This is a genomic window from Pseudomonas sp. LB3P31 (assembly GCF_054897945.1).
On record NZ_CM142710.1, the window covers coordinates 1953318 to 1967035 of the forward strand.

Below are 13718 nucleotides of genomic sequence, written 5' to 3' on the forward strand. Positions count from 1 at the left end.
GCAGGTCTCAGTACTTAATACAGGCGAGGAAGGCAATGTTTTGCGGGCGCGTTTCTGTCCCGCCGGCGTAACCCACGGTGATGGCGTGACTGTGATCGCCGACACCCGCGACCGAGACGGTGTGACTGTGATCGGCTACACCATCGACCGATACGGAGTGGTTGTGCGCTCCACCTTCACTGGTCAGCTTGTCGTGAACTCCATCCTCGCCAAAATTGACGATGTTCCGCGGCTCCCAGACGTCGCCGCTGATGTCGACACCGTCAGGCGTGTATGAACCCGATCGCACGCTGTGGGCGTGGTTACCGGAGTTACCCGTTGAAGCGGTGTGCGAGTGGCTGCCGGCTGCGCCGGTAGAGGCCGTATGCGCGTGACCGCCCGCGCCTGCCGAGCTGCCCCCATGGTTATGACTACGCGTTTCGTCTGCTTGAGAGCTGCCCAGAGTCCGGCCGGCATCGATGCCACGTCCATCGTCCAGGACACGAATGAACTTTCCGCGAGGGTCTGGCAGGTTGAAGGTGCTGACGCCGTCGCCGGCACCGTAAGTGGTGCCGATCTTGGCAAATAACGCGGCATACACCGTGCGGGAAACGGCGGCACCGTTCGCCCGAAACCATCCTGGTGGCGGTGTGGCCATCGCAAACGTGCCGATACGCCCGACCTCAGAGTCAGCAATGATCTTGCGCAGCGCATTAAGAGCTTTGGTGGTAGCGAGGACTTCACTGCTGTCAGTACCTGGGTCATCGCTCTTGGCATTTGGCAACTCGCCCAGATCGACATCGTCCTTTGTCGTCGCTCTGGCGCGCAGGTTCTCGTAGTCACCGTTGCGCAACGCGAACTGCTTGACCAGGGCGCCAGTGATGGGCTCGCTTGCGCGCAAATCAGTGATCGCACCCGATACGTCAACGCTGGCCAGCTCGACCACGTAATGCGCAGTACCGTTACTGTCGATGTAGTCCGTTTTGGCCTCACCAAACACCACTTTCCAGGCAGCCACCGCATCGCTGCCTTCCCGGGCCAGCGCAACGTCCAACCAAGCTTTGACCGGAAGCGCCGGCAGTTGGGTCTGCACCGGTTCTGCCAGTTCGACGCGAATCCCTTCGATATAAGCAACGCCCGCTTTGACTTGGTAGAGCCCGAAACTGGTTTCCATCAGCAGGCTGTTGGCCAGGAAGCAGACACGACCAAACACGTCGCGATTGCTCATGCGCTCGCGCCGATCTATGCCGTTCAATCGCACCGTAAAGTCGTGCTGCCAGGTACTCGCATCAACGGTGATGCCCGTCAGCGCCTGAGCACCGTTGAACTCCACCAGGAAGTTACGGGTGACGTTGTTTCCGATCTGCAGCGGCGGGATGTTCTTGCGCTTCTGCTGCACCGGTACGGTCGCGACGGCCAGCAATTCGCCGCCGGCGGCTTCCAGACCGATCCAGTTAAAGTCCCAGTCCCCCACATCCGAGCCGACCATCAGGCTGTAAATCACCTGGTTGGGGCTGACATACCCTTTGCGGTCGTAGGCTTTGGTGAAAACGATCTGCGCCGCCGGCGGCTTGCCGGCTGCGCGATCGACCGGGGCATTTGGATCGAGACCTGGAACAAGGGCCAGAATGAAGCGAGCAATCTCAAGCTTCTCCCCAGCGCCTTGCTTTTGGGCAATCAGACTCTCGCCGGCAAGGGTAATGCTAGCTCCCATGGGTGCTCCTAAAGTTTCAAGAAGGTGAGCAATGCGAGCTCGTTGATCACGACCAAGCGACTGGCGCTGTCATCCAGCGTTGCAATAAGGGTTTGTTGGTCATCATTGAAGTCAGCCACGCCGATGTTCAGCTTCACTGGGGTGATCGTGACGAAGTCGTACCGCCGGCAAGTGCGGCCGTACTGCTGCATCAGGACGCGCAGCAACACCGGGTTTTCGCTCAGCTGCGTGTCAGACAGGTGCAGCAGCACCACATCCCATTCGAGGTGCGGCAGGCGCTCCTGGATCTCCACGTAACCCACGCCCAGGCGTTCGAAAATACGCACCATGCCAGCGGTGCTGCCCGCGTCCACGGCGTTGATAAAGGCGTACTTGACCCGCAGGCGGTACAGGCGTTCGGGCTCTCCATGAAAGCGCTGAATGTCGCGCTGCCAGGCCAGCAGATCGAGCACGCTTAGGTGGCAGGTTTCGGCGTCCATTTGCAGCAACGGCCAGTGCAGCCAGTTTTCGACCTTGCCCCACCAGGCTTGCGCGGCCGCTTTGAGCTTGGCTAGCTCCGGCCCGTCGAGCCAGAAAGGAAGGCTCAACTTAAGCATTCAGAACCACCTCAACCCCGGACAGGCGCGGGATGTTCAGTTCTGAAATGATGTCGACATTGTCGAACTTCAGCGAGTCGATGCCCGGGAATTGCTGGTGCAGCTCCTCGCCCAATCGACTGAAGGAAAACCGGGATTGCGGGTGGGTCAGCGTTGGCTGGTAATCGCTGTCCGTGCTTTCGCGAAACGCGGCGCGGATGTAAAGCTCGATGTCGGCCTTCAATGCTGGATGACGTTCGGCACCCACTTCGGCCTTGGGCCAGACCGTCAAGCTGACGGCATGCAGCGTAGCGGGCATCTCCAGCACCAACAGGTCATCGCCGTGGCCATGGTTGCCCTGGTCCCGGATGTAGTTGTTGATTTCAGCCAGGAAGGTGTCCGCTGGTGAGTCGGCTTCGAACAACACAAAGGCGTTGGCGCTGCCGGGGCCCCGGGGTGCGCTGTGTTCAAAGTAAACGCCGTCGGGCTGCACACCAGGAAACGCGGCGATCATGGCGCGATACACCGCATCGGTGTGCCACTGGTTGACCGCTGAAAATTGGTTGCGCACCCGTAAACGCAGCTCGTCGTCAGGCTCAACATCCGCACCTGGTTGGCTCAGCCAGCCGTCAGCATTCACGACCTGGACAACCCCGGGCACGGGCTCGGGCAGAATCGAAAAGTAACCTGGTGCAAGATTGAACCCGCTGCCGGGCTGCTTGGCTCGGGCCAATACGCGGATCTGCGATTCGCCGTCGGCAAAACTGGCCGCTGCCACCGTCACCAGCTCGTACACGTTGCCGTTGATCGCGATCGATTGAACACGGGTACCGACGGGGACTTCCAGCAAGCCGGCCAGCGCGCTCCTGGTGAATAGCAGTAACCCTTCGGCTTTAGTCGCCGGCTTGCGGGTGACGTTGACCGCCCAGGCCAACATATCCAGCCAGGCGCCGGTGGCGGTCTTTACGAAGAAATTCGGCAACACGGTGCCGGCGATAAATTCGATCAGCCACATGACGGGCTTGGTCACCAGCGCGGTGATCACCCGCCAGAATGGCGACCAGGCGCTCGTATTGCTCAGCTTGCTGCCCTGGGCGATGACTTCCAGCTCCCAGGCAGCACGCATCTTGGCCTCTGTGGTCGGAATGCCGGCGTCGCTCAACGCCTTTTTGAAATCTACGTCACTCACAGCACTACCTCGACAGATCCAAATTCAACGGTTTTGGCGGTGACCAGGTACTCGCCCTGCCCTTCTCCCAGGATCCGCACGGTGCCCGGGACCAGGCGCACGTCGTTCTCGACCAGCAGCTCCAGTTGCTGGATACAGTCGGCCTGTCGGAAGCGGTCACGTTCGGCTACCAGCGTCACCAAGAGGCCGCTTTCGCGGATCATGTGACCGATGTCCTGGGCAATACTGGCCCGATCGTCCACCAGCAGCGGTTGGCTCGAGGGGTCCAGGGTCAGGTCGTTATTAGTGATCAGCAGATCGATGTAGAGGCTCATCCGCCCACCCCCATCGCGACCATGTTTTCCAGCTCCAACGGAGTCATTGGCTTAGCGGTATGGATGTTCACGTTCTCGACGTGCGTGCCCTTGTTCTGACTGCTGGTGTTCTGAATGCTGGTGAGCAGTCCACCAGGTGGTACAGCGGAAGGCCGCGACGGTGAAAGGCTGGGGATTGCGGCATTGATAGTCTGTTTCGCTTTCTGCGCGGCCTGGGCGGTATTGGCTGCATTCATAGCCGCATCGACACCCGGCACTTCAGGCATCCCACCGAACCGCGCCTCGATGTTCACGCCCGGGATGCTGTTGATCATCTCGATCAGGCTGTTGATGGCCTTATAGAAGACGCCAACGATGCTGTCCCAGGAGCCCTTGGCCATGGCTGACCAGCCGCCCATGGAGCCAAACCAGTCGGACAGCGTCTTGAACTGATCGCTGACCCATTTGAAGGCGTCACTGTTGAGCAGCGCGGCGGTCCATTCGTCCCAGTAGTAAACGGCAGCGATCACAGCCGCGACCAATGCGACCACACCCGCCACGATCAACACCACCGGGTTGGCCAGCAGCGCCGCGTTGACCAGCCAGATCGCGCCCTGCCACATCAGCATGACGCCACGGACGATGGCCAACCCCGCGCTCAGCAGGTAGATGACCGCGATGTAGGCCAAGATCGCCAGCTTCTGCAGCACGAAGCTGGCAGCAGTGCGCAAGTTCAATAACTGCACCACCTTCCAGACCGTCATCACTCCCAACCAGGTCATGCGGCTGATACCGATCACCAGGGTGAGCGCCGACATGGCGGCGATAATCCCGAACACGGTCAGCGTGGTGATCCCAATGATTCGGGCGATGTTCGGGAACAACAGCGTCCAGCGACTCAGGGCCGCCCCGATCGCAACCAGTTTGTCCATCAGAGGGGCCAAGATCGGGATCAGCACTTGACCAAAGGTGATGCGCAGCGCTTCGACCGCCGCCCCGAATTGCTGCCAGGGGTCGACCATGGACTTGGCCATGTTCTCGGCGTTCTCAAGACCCCGGACTTTGCCCAGCCGGTCCATGCCGTTGCGCAGGCGCTCGGTGTCCTTGGTCAGCGCGGTGATTACCCGAGCGCCCTCCCCGCCAAAGGCCTCGATCAGCTTGGCGCCGGTCGACGCGCTGTTCAGGTCGCCAAACTTGCCTTCCAGCTTGCCAAGGATGTCGAGCATCGGCAGTAATTTGCCGTTTTGGTCGACGAATTTGAGGCCGAGCTTTTCCGACGCGCCGCCGATGTTCTCGAAGAATGATTTGTAGATGCCGCCGGCGTCCCCGCCTTCCATGGTGCTGCTAAGCGAGCCGATAACCGCGAACTGCTCGGCCAGGTCCACCCCGAACGTCGTAGCGATCGAGCCGACTTCCTTGAAGGCGTCCTTGAGCTGGGCGCCGTCGGTGCGAAACAGCTGCACCGCCAGTGCTGTCTGGCCACCAAGTTTCTCAACCCATTCGCCTTTGCCCATGGCATCGGCTTGGCCTTTGAACAGGTTGTACATGGTGCCCACGTAAGCGGTCATGGTGTCCGCGTCAGACTTGGTCGCCTTGGCCAGCAGGTTGCTGGTGTTGGTGAACGTGGCCAGTTGGTCGCCGGTCAGGCCTTTGATCGCGCCTTCAATCACGTACGCAGACGCCACAAAATCCCGGGCGTTCTCACCGTAGGCCACCGAAAACTCCAGCGACTTGCGGTTCAGCGCGTTCAACGCGTCCTCGGCCACGCCCAGCGATTTAACCTCGCCCAGGGCGCGGTTCATTTCCAAGGCAGGTGCCAACGATTGCGTGATTGCTACGCCGGCGCCCACCATGCCGCCCAGCCCCAGGCCCATCGTCTTGATGTTCTTTTCGCTCTTCTCGGCAAGGTCGGAGAACCCCATTTTCACTTTGCCCAGGGGCGCTGTGACCTTGTCGGTCAGACTCAAGATGAAGGCCAGGCGGGCGGCGCGGTCAGCCATGTGCGGTTATCCGTTCAATGCGTAAGCGATGCCGTTTGCCACGGCGATTTCCATGCGTCTCCAGTGCTCGTCCTCCAGCCACTTGGCGGTGCCCATCACCTCGGGTGTGGGCTCTGCACCAGGTAGCCAACGACTGGACAGGGCCATCAGTTGGCCCAATCCGTCTTCGCTCAGGCGCTCAGCGTGCTCGAGGGCTTTTTTACGATCACTTCGATGTCCGGCGCGTACTCTTCGAGCAGTGCACTGGAGATCTGCATCGTCATCACCGGGTTGAGCAGCACTTTGCGCAGCTCGTCTCGCTCAGCGTGGAGCCCGGTGTTGATCAGCAAGTTGTGCGACGGCGACACCTTGTTGTTCGCCGTCATGGCGTTGAAGTACTTGGTCACGTCCTGGGGCGTTACCGAGAAGGTGAATTCTTTGTCGCCGACTTCCAGGGTGATTTCGCGTTTCTCGGTCATCTTGTTGTTCCATTTGATTGAGGGGTGACGTTCAGCGCAGGCAGATCCGGCGCACGTGGTCTTGCAGGCCCAGGATCATTTGCCGGCTGAGGGCGAGTTGATCTCTGAGGGTGAAATAATCCGATCGAGCGTCTGCTGCGAGTTCGGCGGTTCCCCCATCAGCCACGCCGCCGGCGCTGGCCTGGTGGGACTTGGGACTGCTGCAGGTGGCGTTGACGAGCAGCCGCTGACTGCCATCGCCAACAGCGCGGCGCAGGACATCGTTTTTGTTGCGCTCAATGGCGAGCTCCTGAGTGCGTTGAATATCGATGGCTTCGCTCGCGGCCAGCATCTCGCCGCTGATTCGCGCCGCTTCACGCAGGCCGGTGACTTCGCTTCGGGCGAGATCACGCTCGCTGCGAGCGGTGTCGCGGTCCTGCACGACTTGGATGAACCAGAACAATGGAATCAGCCCGGTCAGAGCCACCACGAGAAAAAATCGGAACGGGGTTATGGTCATTTCACGCATAGCTCCGCTTCTGCCAGGCGGCGCGCATGCAAGCCACGCACGAACAGCTTTTGGCCCTTGGAATCGGTGACGAATGCCCACACCGGTGTTTTGCCATCGGGGCCCCAGGCCAATGCTTTGCAGCCGTCTTGGAGGCGTCCGGCATTGACCAGCCCCACGGCTCGACTGGCGCACGTGCTCGGCACACCGAAGTTGTGGCCATGGCTGCTCAGGGCATCAAAGGTGTTCTGCCCGATCGCTTGATTTGTCAGGCAGTCAGCCAGAGCCAGTTGGCCTTTCTCGATCACCAGCTGCTCCACCTGGTCACAGCGAGCGTCTGACCAGTAATCGCCGATCACGACCGGATAAGGGCTGGTATGACGGGTGATGCCTTTGCACACCGTGGGCAGGCCACGGGCCAACGTGTCGGGGTACACAACGTTCTGGCCCTGGCCTTCCCACTTGCCGAGAAAACCGAGCAACGAAGCGCTGGCCAGCGCAATGGCGCCGGTGGCGATCTTGATGCGCAGGTTCATAACTTGCCCTTCCAGTCGCGCAGCATTTGTTGGTACTTGGGGACCAGTAGAACGATCTGCAGCACCATATAAAGTGCGGTCAGCATGTAGGCGACCGCTGACCAGTCGACGGTACCGGTCACACCGGTAGCGGCCACGCCGATGGCCGGTGACGCCTTTACAAATGCAATGGCGGTGTCCTGAGCAGCCTGATTCGTGCTCATCGGCGAACCTCTTTCTCAAAAATTGATTGGCATGGCACGCAACGCAAGATCCCGTCGAGCGCCTGACGCGCTTTAGGGATCTCACCGTCACAGTCCAGACACTCGCTACGGCTTGGCCCGATCGGGCGTGCCTTGGCGAGCTGGGCGGCAATCGCCTGATCACGCTGGCGTTGTTCCAGCGCCTGGGCACGATCGAACGGGCAAACCATCAGCGCAGGCCCTCGATCTCGGCGGCGGCCAGATAAGGCACGCCATTGATGCGAATGAAGTCCGGACTGGTGACGTCAAACGGCACCTTGTGCTTGGATTTCTCGCCACCCTTCTGATCGATCCCGAGCAAGCTGGAGACTTTCAATTTGCAGCCGAACGCCTCGACGCGCAGTTCTTCCTCACCTGCCTTGGCAAAGAAGACGATGTCGAACGTTTCCAGCCCTCGAAAACTTCCGGCAGTGCGCGCAGCTTCGATCAGCAGGTTGAAGTTGCTGGTGTCGAACTCGAACTCACCACTAGCCGAGACATCGCCGTCGACGTGGCCATCAGGCACGCCCTTGCTCTGCGCCACGGCAGTGTTGTCCGTGACATCCAGTGTGCAGTTCTCGACGTGGACCTGCAGATCTCCCAGGTTCACGTCGAAGTTTTTGCCGCCAATACGTGACATAGTGGGTTACTCCGAATCGTCGGTGGAAAGGTCGAGGGCGATGTTTGCCGTCAGGTCCTTCGGGCAGTTGAGCGGTCGGATCTTGATGTAGAGCTCGACCTTGGTTTTGCTGAGCCACACCAGGACGATGTCGCCGTCCTTCGGCGCCTCGATCTCACCAGGAAACACTTGACCGGCAAACGTGGCGGACTTAGCCATCTGGCGCAGGGGTTTCATCAGCGCACTGATTGCTGCGGCCACGCTGTTGGGGGTGTTGTTGAGTCGACGATCAGCGACACGACGGATCAGCAACGGGCGAACTTGACGTGCAGCCTTGTCGGCCAGACGCAGGTACTCGACTACCTGGAAGTCACTTGCCGGCGAATCGAGCATGTTGCCGTCGCCCCAGAACACGCCTGGGTAATCCGGGTAGGTCTGCGATACGGAGAAGCGCGCTTTATCAAGCTCTGCACGGATGGCGGATGGCAGCGGCACGCCGTCAAGGTCGTTGGGTACAGCGCCCAAGCCCAGCACTGCACCGGAAGCCACGCGCATTGGGCTGTCAGCAATGCTCACAGCCGCATTCGCTAAACGACCGGCCAGCACGCCCAGGTCATTGCCGTGCAACTGAGGCACGACCAAGACACGCGGCGCGGCAAGGCCCATGGTGATTGCCCGCTGCTCGACCAGGTATTGATCCCAGGTCTGCAGCGGAGTGATACCGGCACTTGCCGCCATCACAAAAGCCCGCCGGCCATAGACGTTGTTCAGATCGATCGCCGCGTCATGCATGGCCGACAGTTGCGCTGCAGCAGTCACCGGCTTGGTAATTACCACTGCCTCGACGGAGTACCCCTGCTGTTGGGCCTGTTCCAGTGCTTCGGACCAGTCACCATCCGCCGCGATTGGCGCAGCCAGGCAGGCCCAACGGTCGCCGCCGTTCAGCTTCGCAGCAATGATCTGAGTTTTCAGATCACTGGCTGGAATACCGAGCGTGCTGTCCAGGTCGCTGTCGGTGTTCAGAGGAATAAGCTGGCCGAGGCTCTTCGCGCCGGTGCCAATGAGAAGGAAATAGCGCTCGATCTCAGTCACGGCACCTTGGCCCAGATTGAGATTGTTTACGCTGACTTTGCCAAGTGCCATGCAGTGCCTCGCTAGCGGGGAGATTTAAGGATTTGTTGGAGCACCTGGTTCAGCAGCAGGCCGGTGTCGCGTTCGGTGCTGACCCCGATGAACTGGCGCTTGGGCAAGGTGATTTCCCAGCTCTGGGCGCCACTGCTCTCGGCTTTTTCATCGTCCAGGATCCGGATCAGCAGGCCAGCCTTGGCGTAATTCACATGCTCTTGAATCCACGCCACAGACGGACGCGTGAGGCTTTTTTTGCCTTCCTGGCGTACCTTGAAGCCCAGCCTGCGCAGACGCTTGGCCTGTTTTTCTGTAGCAGCCAAGCCGACGGGGACGGTGTTCCACTTACGCATTTGGGCGGCTGTGCGGCGCTCGCTGACGCCGTGGTGCTGCTGCGATGCGACCCAGCTGGTCAATGCGTTGCGCCAGCCCAACTCGGCCTCATTGGCGTTCACGCGAGTGACCACCATCAGCTTGGCCAGGCCGGCTTCCATCTTCTTTTTGCCCTTGGCGGATCCTTTGCGCGCCTCGAACGGCGAGCCGTCCAGGTTTCGCTGGTCTCTTGCCCGCTTACGGCTCATTGTCCGGACGCGTTTTGTGACGTTATTGAGCAGGCGCCGGCGAAGCTGCGGGGGCAGGCTCAGCAATGCCAACTGCTCACGGATGCCTAAATAGCCGCGAGCATCGAGCTCGAACGTGCTACGACCGGCCATAGCTGGCCACCTCGCCGTGCTCGGCAACCCACAGGTCAAATGGGACAAACGCCCAGGTCTTACCGAAGGCCTCGATCTCGCCGGCAGGATCCTCGGTCAGGTATTGCGGCTCGTTGAACTCCAGGGTGATGTCCACGTCGGCCAAGTCGTTGTCGAGCATGGTGATGTCGAACTTCGGCGCCGGCAGTTCGTCACGGTCCTGGTCATTGTTCTCAAGCCAACTGCCCACCAACGCCATCAGGCGACCGGGGTGATCGGCGAAACGCTCCAGGGCGATCGTCGCGCTGTAACGCATGTCACCCATGTGCAGACCGCCGACGTCCGGTTTCCAGATCAGGCCCAGGTTCACCTGGTCGGTCCAGCTGTCGAGCTGCTCAGGCAGCACCAGCTGACGCGCGATCAGGTACGTGGTGAGTGCGCGCAGTTTGATCACAGGAGTGCCGCCGTAATGCGGCCACGGCCCTGAAGCGAACGCACGGCCTGCTGGCTGAACTCGAGGAAGGTCTCGCCACGTTCGGGCAATTCTTTTCCGGTGTTCTCCGCACTTTCACGGCGGGTCACGGTGGCGAACTGCGTCAGCAAACTGGCTTTTGCGCGGCAATACACGGCGCGCTTGTACGTCGCTGCGTGAAATGTGCGTTCCTGCAGCACCGTAGGGTCTGCAGATTCCACGGAGGTGATGCCTACGGATTGCCAGGCTGCTTTGCGCTTGGCGAGATCCTTGTTGACCTCGATCATTGCCGTGGTCAGATCAGTGGCCAGCATGTCTACCAGGTACTCCGCCGGCAGGCGGTAACCCTTCTGGAAGTCGGACAAGGAGAGGTTCGGCCAGAAGCCGTCATTCTCGATCGCCTGATCCACAAAGGTGGTGGGTTTCCCGGAAAAGCTCATTGCTGGGCACTCAAATAGGGGCGGGAAAACTGTTTCAGTGGGTCAGGCCAAAAATGGTTGGCTCACATCCACAGTTTCTCGCCGGGGGGGGTAGTCAGTTATTCGGCGGCTGTGTCAGCCGGTGGTTGTTGGGCCTGCTCTTTTGTCAGTGCCTTGCGAGCGCCTTCCAGGCGAGTGCCCACACCGATCCCTTCGTACAGCGCTTCCGCACGTTCGAAGTGGGTGATGGCTTTCGCAAAATCCCGCTGGTCCAGCGCGAGAATCCCAATCTGCTTGTGATAGCGAGCCGGAATGCGATCAAAGAGCTTCCATTCACCGTCCACCAAAGGCAGCAGGTTGGTGAGGTACGGTTCGGGACTGCGTTTGGCCTTGTACTCAGCCTCGGCCCAGTCGATCACCGCATCTGCAACGAAGGTCTGCACGTTGCGCTTGAAGCGCTCAGGCATTGCTTGCCCTTGTTCCATCGCGAAGCCGGCCAGGTCGAACCCTGCTTCGAACTGCTCGGTATCAAACAGCCAGACCAAGACCTGCATCACTACCGAGTTCGGGAAACTCAATCCGGAATCGCGGTAGCGCTGCACGTAGTCCAGGTATTTGGGCAGCAACTCGTCACGCTTGAGCAGCTGGCGCAGCCCGTGGTTATCCATCGAGCTAAGACGCTCAAGATCCTGCGCCATTGCGTCTTCCATTAGCTTCAAGTGCTTCTTCGCGTTTGCTGGACTGGACAACGCAGTGGCGGATGAATACGCCACCGATTCGGCATCGGCGCGTGCAGCGGCTGGACCTTCGGCCAGAATTCGGCGCTTGTGCGCCAGTGCCAGGCTCATCAGACGAGCTCCACGTTTTCAGTCATCGCGAACTTTTCCAGCTGCTCGATCACATAGCCTTCGTTACGGCTGTTGTAATCCTCGACGCGGGAGCGCTTCGGGTTGTCGATGGTTTGCTTGCGCCAGCTGCTGTCCTGAAAGTAGATCGACAGGTTGTCGAAGCTGGTGACCACGACACCGTTGACCGGGAAGAACGGCACGCTGAAGCTCGGTAGACCGCCATAGGTCGCGATAACCTGGGCATCTTCGATGCGTTCTTTTTCGGTCGGGACATCGCCCTGCTTGGCATACAACTTGGCTTTGTCAGAGGCCAGCAGGTCGCTGCCGATGATCGCGATCAAGTCGCCACCGTCACGCAGTCGCTCATCGACCATCTGCTTGGTGTCGTGCACCAGGGCATCAAGGTTCGGGTAGTCGCCGCCCTCGCCCAGCGTAACTTTGCCGGCAGTCAAACCTTGCTTCATGACCTGCTGCGGGATCTGCTCACGAGCGATCTGCAGCCACCCCTTGTTGACGTCTTGCAGCATCGGGTGGGCGACGATATCGGTCTGCGTGGCGGCAGTGGTGCCATGGAAGCCGATCATGATGCGATCGAGCGCGATCTGTTTCTGCACAGCAGCGGAGTACTTCTGATGGAAGTCCGGGAACTTCGCCCATGCGTCTATTTTCGCGTATGGCAGGCTAACGTCGGACTCGGTGGAAAACAGCTCGTAGGTGTTTTCGTCGAGAGCCGAGCCGTCTTTGGCTTCGCGATCGGTGGTCTTAGTGTTGGTGCGGCCGGTCACGGGACCAGACACGCCCAAGAACACCTTCTGACCTTTGATCTCGCTCACGCCAATGACGTTGATGCGCTGCAGGAAGTCCGACTTGGCAGTGATTGCCTCGTTCAACTCTTGAGCGATTGTCGGCTCAACGCTGAACATTTTATTCGCCAGCTCAACGCCGTAATTCTCGGCAATATCGAGCTGCATCTGGGCGTACATTTTGGCGCCCAAAATACTCAGAGATTGAGACATGTCAGAGCACCCGCGCTTTCTTTTGATCAGCGGCACTAGTGGTGCGTGGCAGATCGCGGCCTTTCGGAGTGTTCAACAAAGCGCTGAACTGTTTTTCAATGCGGGCGACACTGGCAGCCAGCGCCTTGTTGCCTGCGCCTTGACGGGTAAACTCTCGATCCTGCTCGGCTGTAGAAACGATGTCGTCCACCGCTGTCTGCACGTCATCGATCGGCGCCTGATCAGGCTCTGGGGCGTCTTCGGCGGCAGGCTCAATCACTGCCTGAATGCCGGCAGCGACAACAAGCAATTGAGCCAGCAAGGCCTTCAAAGCCGTAGCTGTAGCTTCATCCATTGGGGGTTTGCTCTCGTTGGGGGGGTCGGTTTTGTCAGCGGCTGCCGGGGGCTCGACAGCGAAGCGCTTGAATAGGCTGGTGACCATCGCCGCCAGCTTGGCGATCTCGCCTTGAGGCTTTTCTTCGTTCAGATCGCCCAGCTCGACAGAGGCGGCGTAATACGTTGCTTTGTTGGTGCGCTGCGAGAAGTACAGTTCCTGGGTGCCGAGGCTTGCAGGTTGGTCAGTCACAGCCAGGCCGGTCAGATAGGCTTTGCCGGTACCGGCAAAATTCGGCCAGATTTCGATGCTGGAGAACAGTTTCTCGCCTTGGTCATTGAGCCAAAGCAGCTTCTGATTCGGCTTAAGCTGGGCTTCCAGCGCGATTTGACCAGGCTCCAAATCATCGCCTTCCTCAACGAGGCGCACGGCGAAGACGGTGCCGTGGGATCCGCTCCAGCGTTCGTGCTCGCACCAGATAACGGCGGTGTATTTGGAGGGTGCATACGTCTCGGCGATATCGCGCAGTTCCTGGGGAAGGATTTCGCGACCATCTACGGTCGGGCCGCTGGTGGCGACACGTTTCCAATACGAAACTAGGGAACGGGGCATGGGCGTTAACTGCGCTCAATCTTGATTTGAGCCGCCACGATATGCACCGGAACACCACCGAACAAACGCTTTGCTGCGGCGCCATTCGTAGAATCTGGTTCTACGAAGAACGTGGTTTTTAACCCCGCGTTTCGCGTGTTTTCGCCGCAT

The 13718-nt window shown here is 59.9% G+C and carries 19 protein-coding genes; all 19 read right to left on the reverse strand.

The genetic code is table 11. The annotated features are described in order from the left end of the window. Nucleotides 1-7 precede the first annotated feature (7 nt). The 19 genes from ACYZTK_RS08825 to ACYZTK_RS08915 all read right to left on the reverse strand — a co-directional run bounded on the left by ACYZTK_RS08825 (nt 8) and on the right by ACYZTK_RS08915 (nt 13568). Nucleotides 8-1693, reverse strand: coding sequence for a phage tail-collar fiber domain-containing protein (locus tag ACYZTK_RS08825; protein ID WP_462014077.1), 1686 nt, complete (start codon nt 1691-1693; stop codon nt 8-10). 8 nt (nt 1694-1701) lie between these two features. Continuing rightward, nucleotides 1702-2289, reverse strand: coding sequence for a phage tail protein (locus tag ACYZTK_RS08830; RefSeq protein ID WP_462014078.1), 588 nt, complete (start codon nt 2287-2289; stop codon nt 1702-1704). Further along, nucleotides 2282-3457: a baseplate J/gp47 family protein gene (locus tag ACYZTK_RS08835; RefSeq protein ID WP_462014079.1), complete on the reverse strand. Its 1176-nt coding sequence runs from the start codon at nt 3455-3457 to the stop codon at nt 2282-2284. The genes ACYZTK_RS08830 and ACYZTK_RS08835 overlap by 8 nt, the downstream gene beginning before the upstream one ends. Then, complete coding sequence (locus ACYZTK_RS08840; RefSeq protein WP_462014080.1) at nt 3454-3771, reverse strand: DUF2590 family protein; 318 nt, start codon at nt 3769-3771, stop codon at nt 3454-3456. The genes ACYZTK_RS08835 and ACYZTK_RS08840 overlap by 4 nt, the downstream gene beginning before the upstream one ends. Continuing rightward, nucleotides 3768-5750, reverse strand: a complete 1983-nt coding sequence (locus ACYZTK_RS08845) for a phage tail tape measure protein (protein ID WP_462014081.1) — start codon at nt 5748-5750, stop codon at nt 3768-3770. The genes ACYZTK_RS08840 and ACYZTK_RS08845 overlap by 4 nt, the downstream gene beginning before the upstream one ends. A gap of 6 nt (nt 5751-5756) precedes the next feature. Then, the gene (locus ACYZTK_RS08850) at nt 5757-5897 is read right to left on the reverse strand and encodes a DUF6890 family protein (protein ID WP_462014082.1); all 141 of its coding nucleotides are present in this window, start codon (nt 5895-5897) and stop codon (nt 5757-5759) included. A gap of 23 nt (nt 5898-5920) precedes the next feature. Continuing rightward, nucleotides 5921-6208: a putative phage tail assembly chaperone gene (locus tag ACYZTK_RS08855; RefSeq protein ID WP_462014083.1), complete on the reverse strand. Its 288-nt coding sequence runs from the start codon at nt 6206-6208 to the stop codon at nt 5921-5923. 31 nt (nt 6209-6239) lie between these two features. After that, nucleotides 6240-6716, reverse strand: a complete 477-nt coding sequence (locus tag ACYZTK_RS08860) for a lysis protein (protein ID WP_462014084.1) — start codon at nt 6714-6716, stop codon at nt 6240-6242. After that, a complete protein-coding gene (locus ACYZTK_RS08865; RefSeq protein ID WP_462014085.1) occupies nt 6704-7231 on the reverse strand; it encodes a lysozyme in 528 nt (175 codons plus the stop codon). The genes ACYZTK_RS08860 and ACYZTK_RS08865 overlap by 13 nt, the downstream gene beginning before the upstream one ends. Further along, complete coding sequence (locus ACYZTK_RS08870) at nt 7228-7434, reverse strand: hypothetical protein (protein ID WP_462014086.1); 207 nt, start codon at nt 7432-7434, stop codon at nt 7228-7230. Before ACYZTK_RS08870 ends, ACYZTK_RS08865 begins: the two co-directional genes overlap by 4 nt. Further along, a complete protein-coding gene (locus tag ACYZTK_RS08875) occupies nt 7431-7643 on the reverse strand; it encodes a TraR/DksA family transcriptional regulator (protein ID WP_462014087.1) in 213 nt (70 codons plus the stop codon). The genes ACYZTK_RS08870 and ACYZTK_RS08875 overlap by 4 nt, the downstream gene beginning before the upstream one ends. Further along, on the reverse strand, nt 7643-8092 hold the full coding sequence (locus ACYZTK_RS08880; RefSeq protein ID WP_462014088.1) for a phage protein: 450 nt from the start codon (nt 8090-8092) through the stop codon (nt 7643-7645). Before ACYZTK_RS08880 ends, ACYZTK_RS08875 begins: the two co-directional genes overlap by 1 nt. 6 nt (nt 8093-8098) lie before the next feature. After that, complete coding sequence (locus ACYZTK_RS08885; protein WP_462014089.1) at nt 8099-9214, reverse strand: DUF2586 domain-containing protein; 1116 nt, start codon at nt 9212-9214, stop codon at nt 8099-8101. Between the two features lie 11 nt (nt 9215-9225). Then, the gene (locus ACYZTK_RS08890) at nt 9226-9909 is read right to left on the reverse strand and encodes a virion morphogenesis protein (protein WP_462014090.1); all 684 of its coding nucleotides are present in this window, start codon (nt 9907-9909) and stop codon (nt 9226-9228) included. Then, nucleotides 9896-10342 carry a phage tail protein gene (locus ACYZTK_RS08895; RefSeq protein WP_462014091.1) on the reverse strand — a complete coding sequence of 149 codons (447 nt, stop codon included), beginning with the start codon at nt 10340-10342 and terminating at the stop codon, nt 9896-9898. The genes ACYZTK_RS08890 and ACYZTK_RS08895 overlap by 14 nt, the downstream gene beginning before the upstream one ends. After that, nucleotides 10339-10800, reverse strand: a complete 462-nt coding sequence (locus ACYZTK_RS08900) for a head completion/stabilization protein (RefSeq protein WP_462014092.1) — start codon at nt 10798-10800, stop codon at nt 10339-10341. The genes ACYZTK_RS08895 and ACYZTK_RS08900 overlap by 4 nt, the downstream gene beginning before the upstream one ends. A 98-nt stretch (nt 10801-10898) precedes the next feature. Further along, entirely contained in the window at nt 10899-11627 is a 729-nt protein-coding gene (gene gpM / locus ACYZTK_RS08905) for a phage terminase small subunit (RefSeq protein WP_462014093.1), read from the reverse strand. Continuing rightward, nucleotides 11627-12643 (reverse strand): phage major capsid protein, P2 family, encoded by a 1017-nt coding sequence (locus ACYZTK_RS08910; protein ID WP_462014094.1) that lies wholly within the window; start codon nt 12641-12643, stop codon nt 11627-11629. The genes gpM and ACYZTK_RS08910 overlap by 1 nt, the downstream gene beginning before the upstream one ends. Nucleotide 12644: 1 nt before the next feature. Continuing rightward, complete coding sequence (locus tag ACYZTK_RS08915; protein ID WP_462014095.1) at nt 12645-13568, reverse strand: GPO family capsid scaffolding protein; 924 nt, start codon at nt 13566-13568, stop codon at nt 12645-12647. Nucleotides 13569-13718 lie beyond the last annotated feature (150 nt).

What these genes read in the sequence shown, in the direction of transcription:
- ACYZTK_RS08870 (WP_462014086.1), bottom strand. Translation starts at nt 7,434, where the DNA reads ATGAGCACGAATCAGGCTGCTCAGGACACCGCCATTGCATTTGTAAAG.
- ACYZTK_RS08910 (WP_462014094.1), bottom strand. Translation starts at nt 12,643, where the DNA reads ATGTCTCAATCTCTGAGTATTTTGGGCGCCAAAATGTACGCCCAGATG.
- ACYZTK_RS08880 (WP_462014088.1), bottom strand. Translation starts at nt 8,092, where the DNA reads ATGTCACGTATTGGCGGCAAAAACTTCGACGTGAACCTGGGAGATCTG.
- gpM (WP_462014093.1), bottom strand. Translation starts at nt 11,627, where the DNA reads ATGAGCCTGGCACTGGCGCACAAGCGCCGAATTCTGGCCGAAGGTCCA.
- ACYZTK_RS08860 (WP_462014084.1), bottom strand. Translation starts at nt 6,716, where the DNA reads ATGCGTGAAATGACCATAACCCCGTTCCGATTTTTTCTCGTGGTGGCT.
- ACYZTK_RS08865 (WP_462014085.1), bottom strand. Translation starts at nt 7,231, where the DNA reads ATGAACCTGCGCATCAAGATCGCCACCGGCGCCATTGCGCTGGCCAGC.
- ACYZTK_RS08855 (WP_462014083.1), bottom strand. Translation starts at nt 6,208, where the DNA reads ATGACCGAGAAACGCGAAATCACCCTGGAAGTCGGCGACAAAGAATTC.
- ACYZTK_RS08850 (WP_462014082.1), bottom strand. Translation starts at nt 5,897, where the DNA reads ATGGCCCTGTCCAGTCGTTGGCTACCTGGTGCAGAGCCCACACCCGAG.
- ACYZTK_RS08900 (WP_462014092.1), bottom strand. Translation starts at nt 10,800, where the DNA reads ATGAGCTTTTCCGGGAAACCCACCACCTTTGTGGATCAGGCGATCGAG.
- ACYZTK_RS08845 (WP_462014081.1), bottom strand. Translation starts at nt 5,750, where the DNA reads ATGGCTGACCGCGCCGCCCGCCTGGCCTTCATCTTGAGTCTGACCGAC.
- ACYZTK_RS08875 (WP_462014087.1), bottom strand. Translation starts at nt 7,643, where the DNA reads ATGGTTTGCCCGTTCGATCGTGCCCAGGCGCTGGAACAACGCCAGCGT.
- ACYZTK_RS08840 (WP_462014080.1), bottom strand. Translation starts at nt 3,771, where the DNA reads ATGAGCCTCTACATCGATCTGCTGATCACTAATAACGACCTGACCCTG.
- ACYZTK_RS08830 (WP_462014078.1), bottom strand. Translation starts at nt 2,289, where the DNA reads ATGCTTAAGTTGAGCCTTCCTTTCTGGCTCGACGGGCCGGAGCTAGCC.
- ACYZTK_RS08825 (WP_462014077.1), bottom strand. Translation starts at nt 1,693, where the DNA reads ATGGGAGCTAGCATTACCCTTGCCGGCGAGAGTCTGATTGCCCAAAAG.
- ACYZTK_RS08885 (WP_462014089.1), bottom strand. Translation starts at nt 9,214, where the DNA reads ATGGCACTTGGCAAAGTCAGCGTAAACAATCTCAATCTGGGCCAAGGT.
- ACYZTK_RS08890 (WP_462014090.1), bottom strand. Translation starts at nt 9,909, where the DNA reads ATGGCCGGTCGTAGCACGTTCGAGCTCGATGCTCGCGGCTATTTAGGC.
- ACYZTK_RS08915 (WP_462014095.1), bottom strand. Translation starts at nt 13,568, where the DNA reads ATGCCCCGTTCCCTAGTTTCGTATTGGAAACGTGTCGCCACCAGCGGC.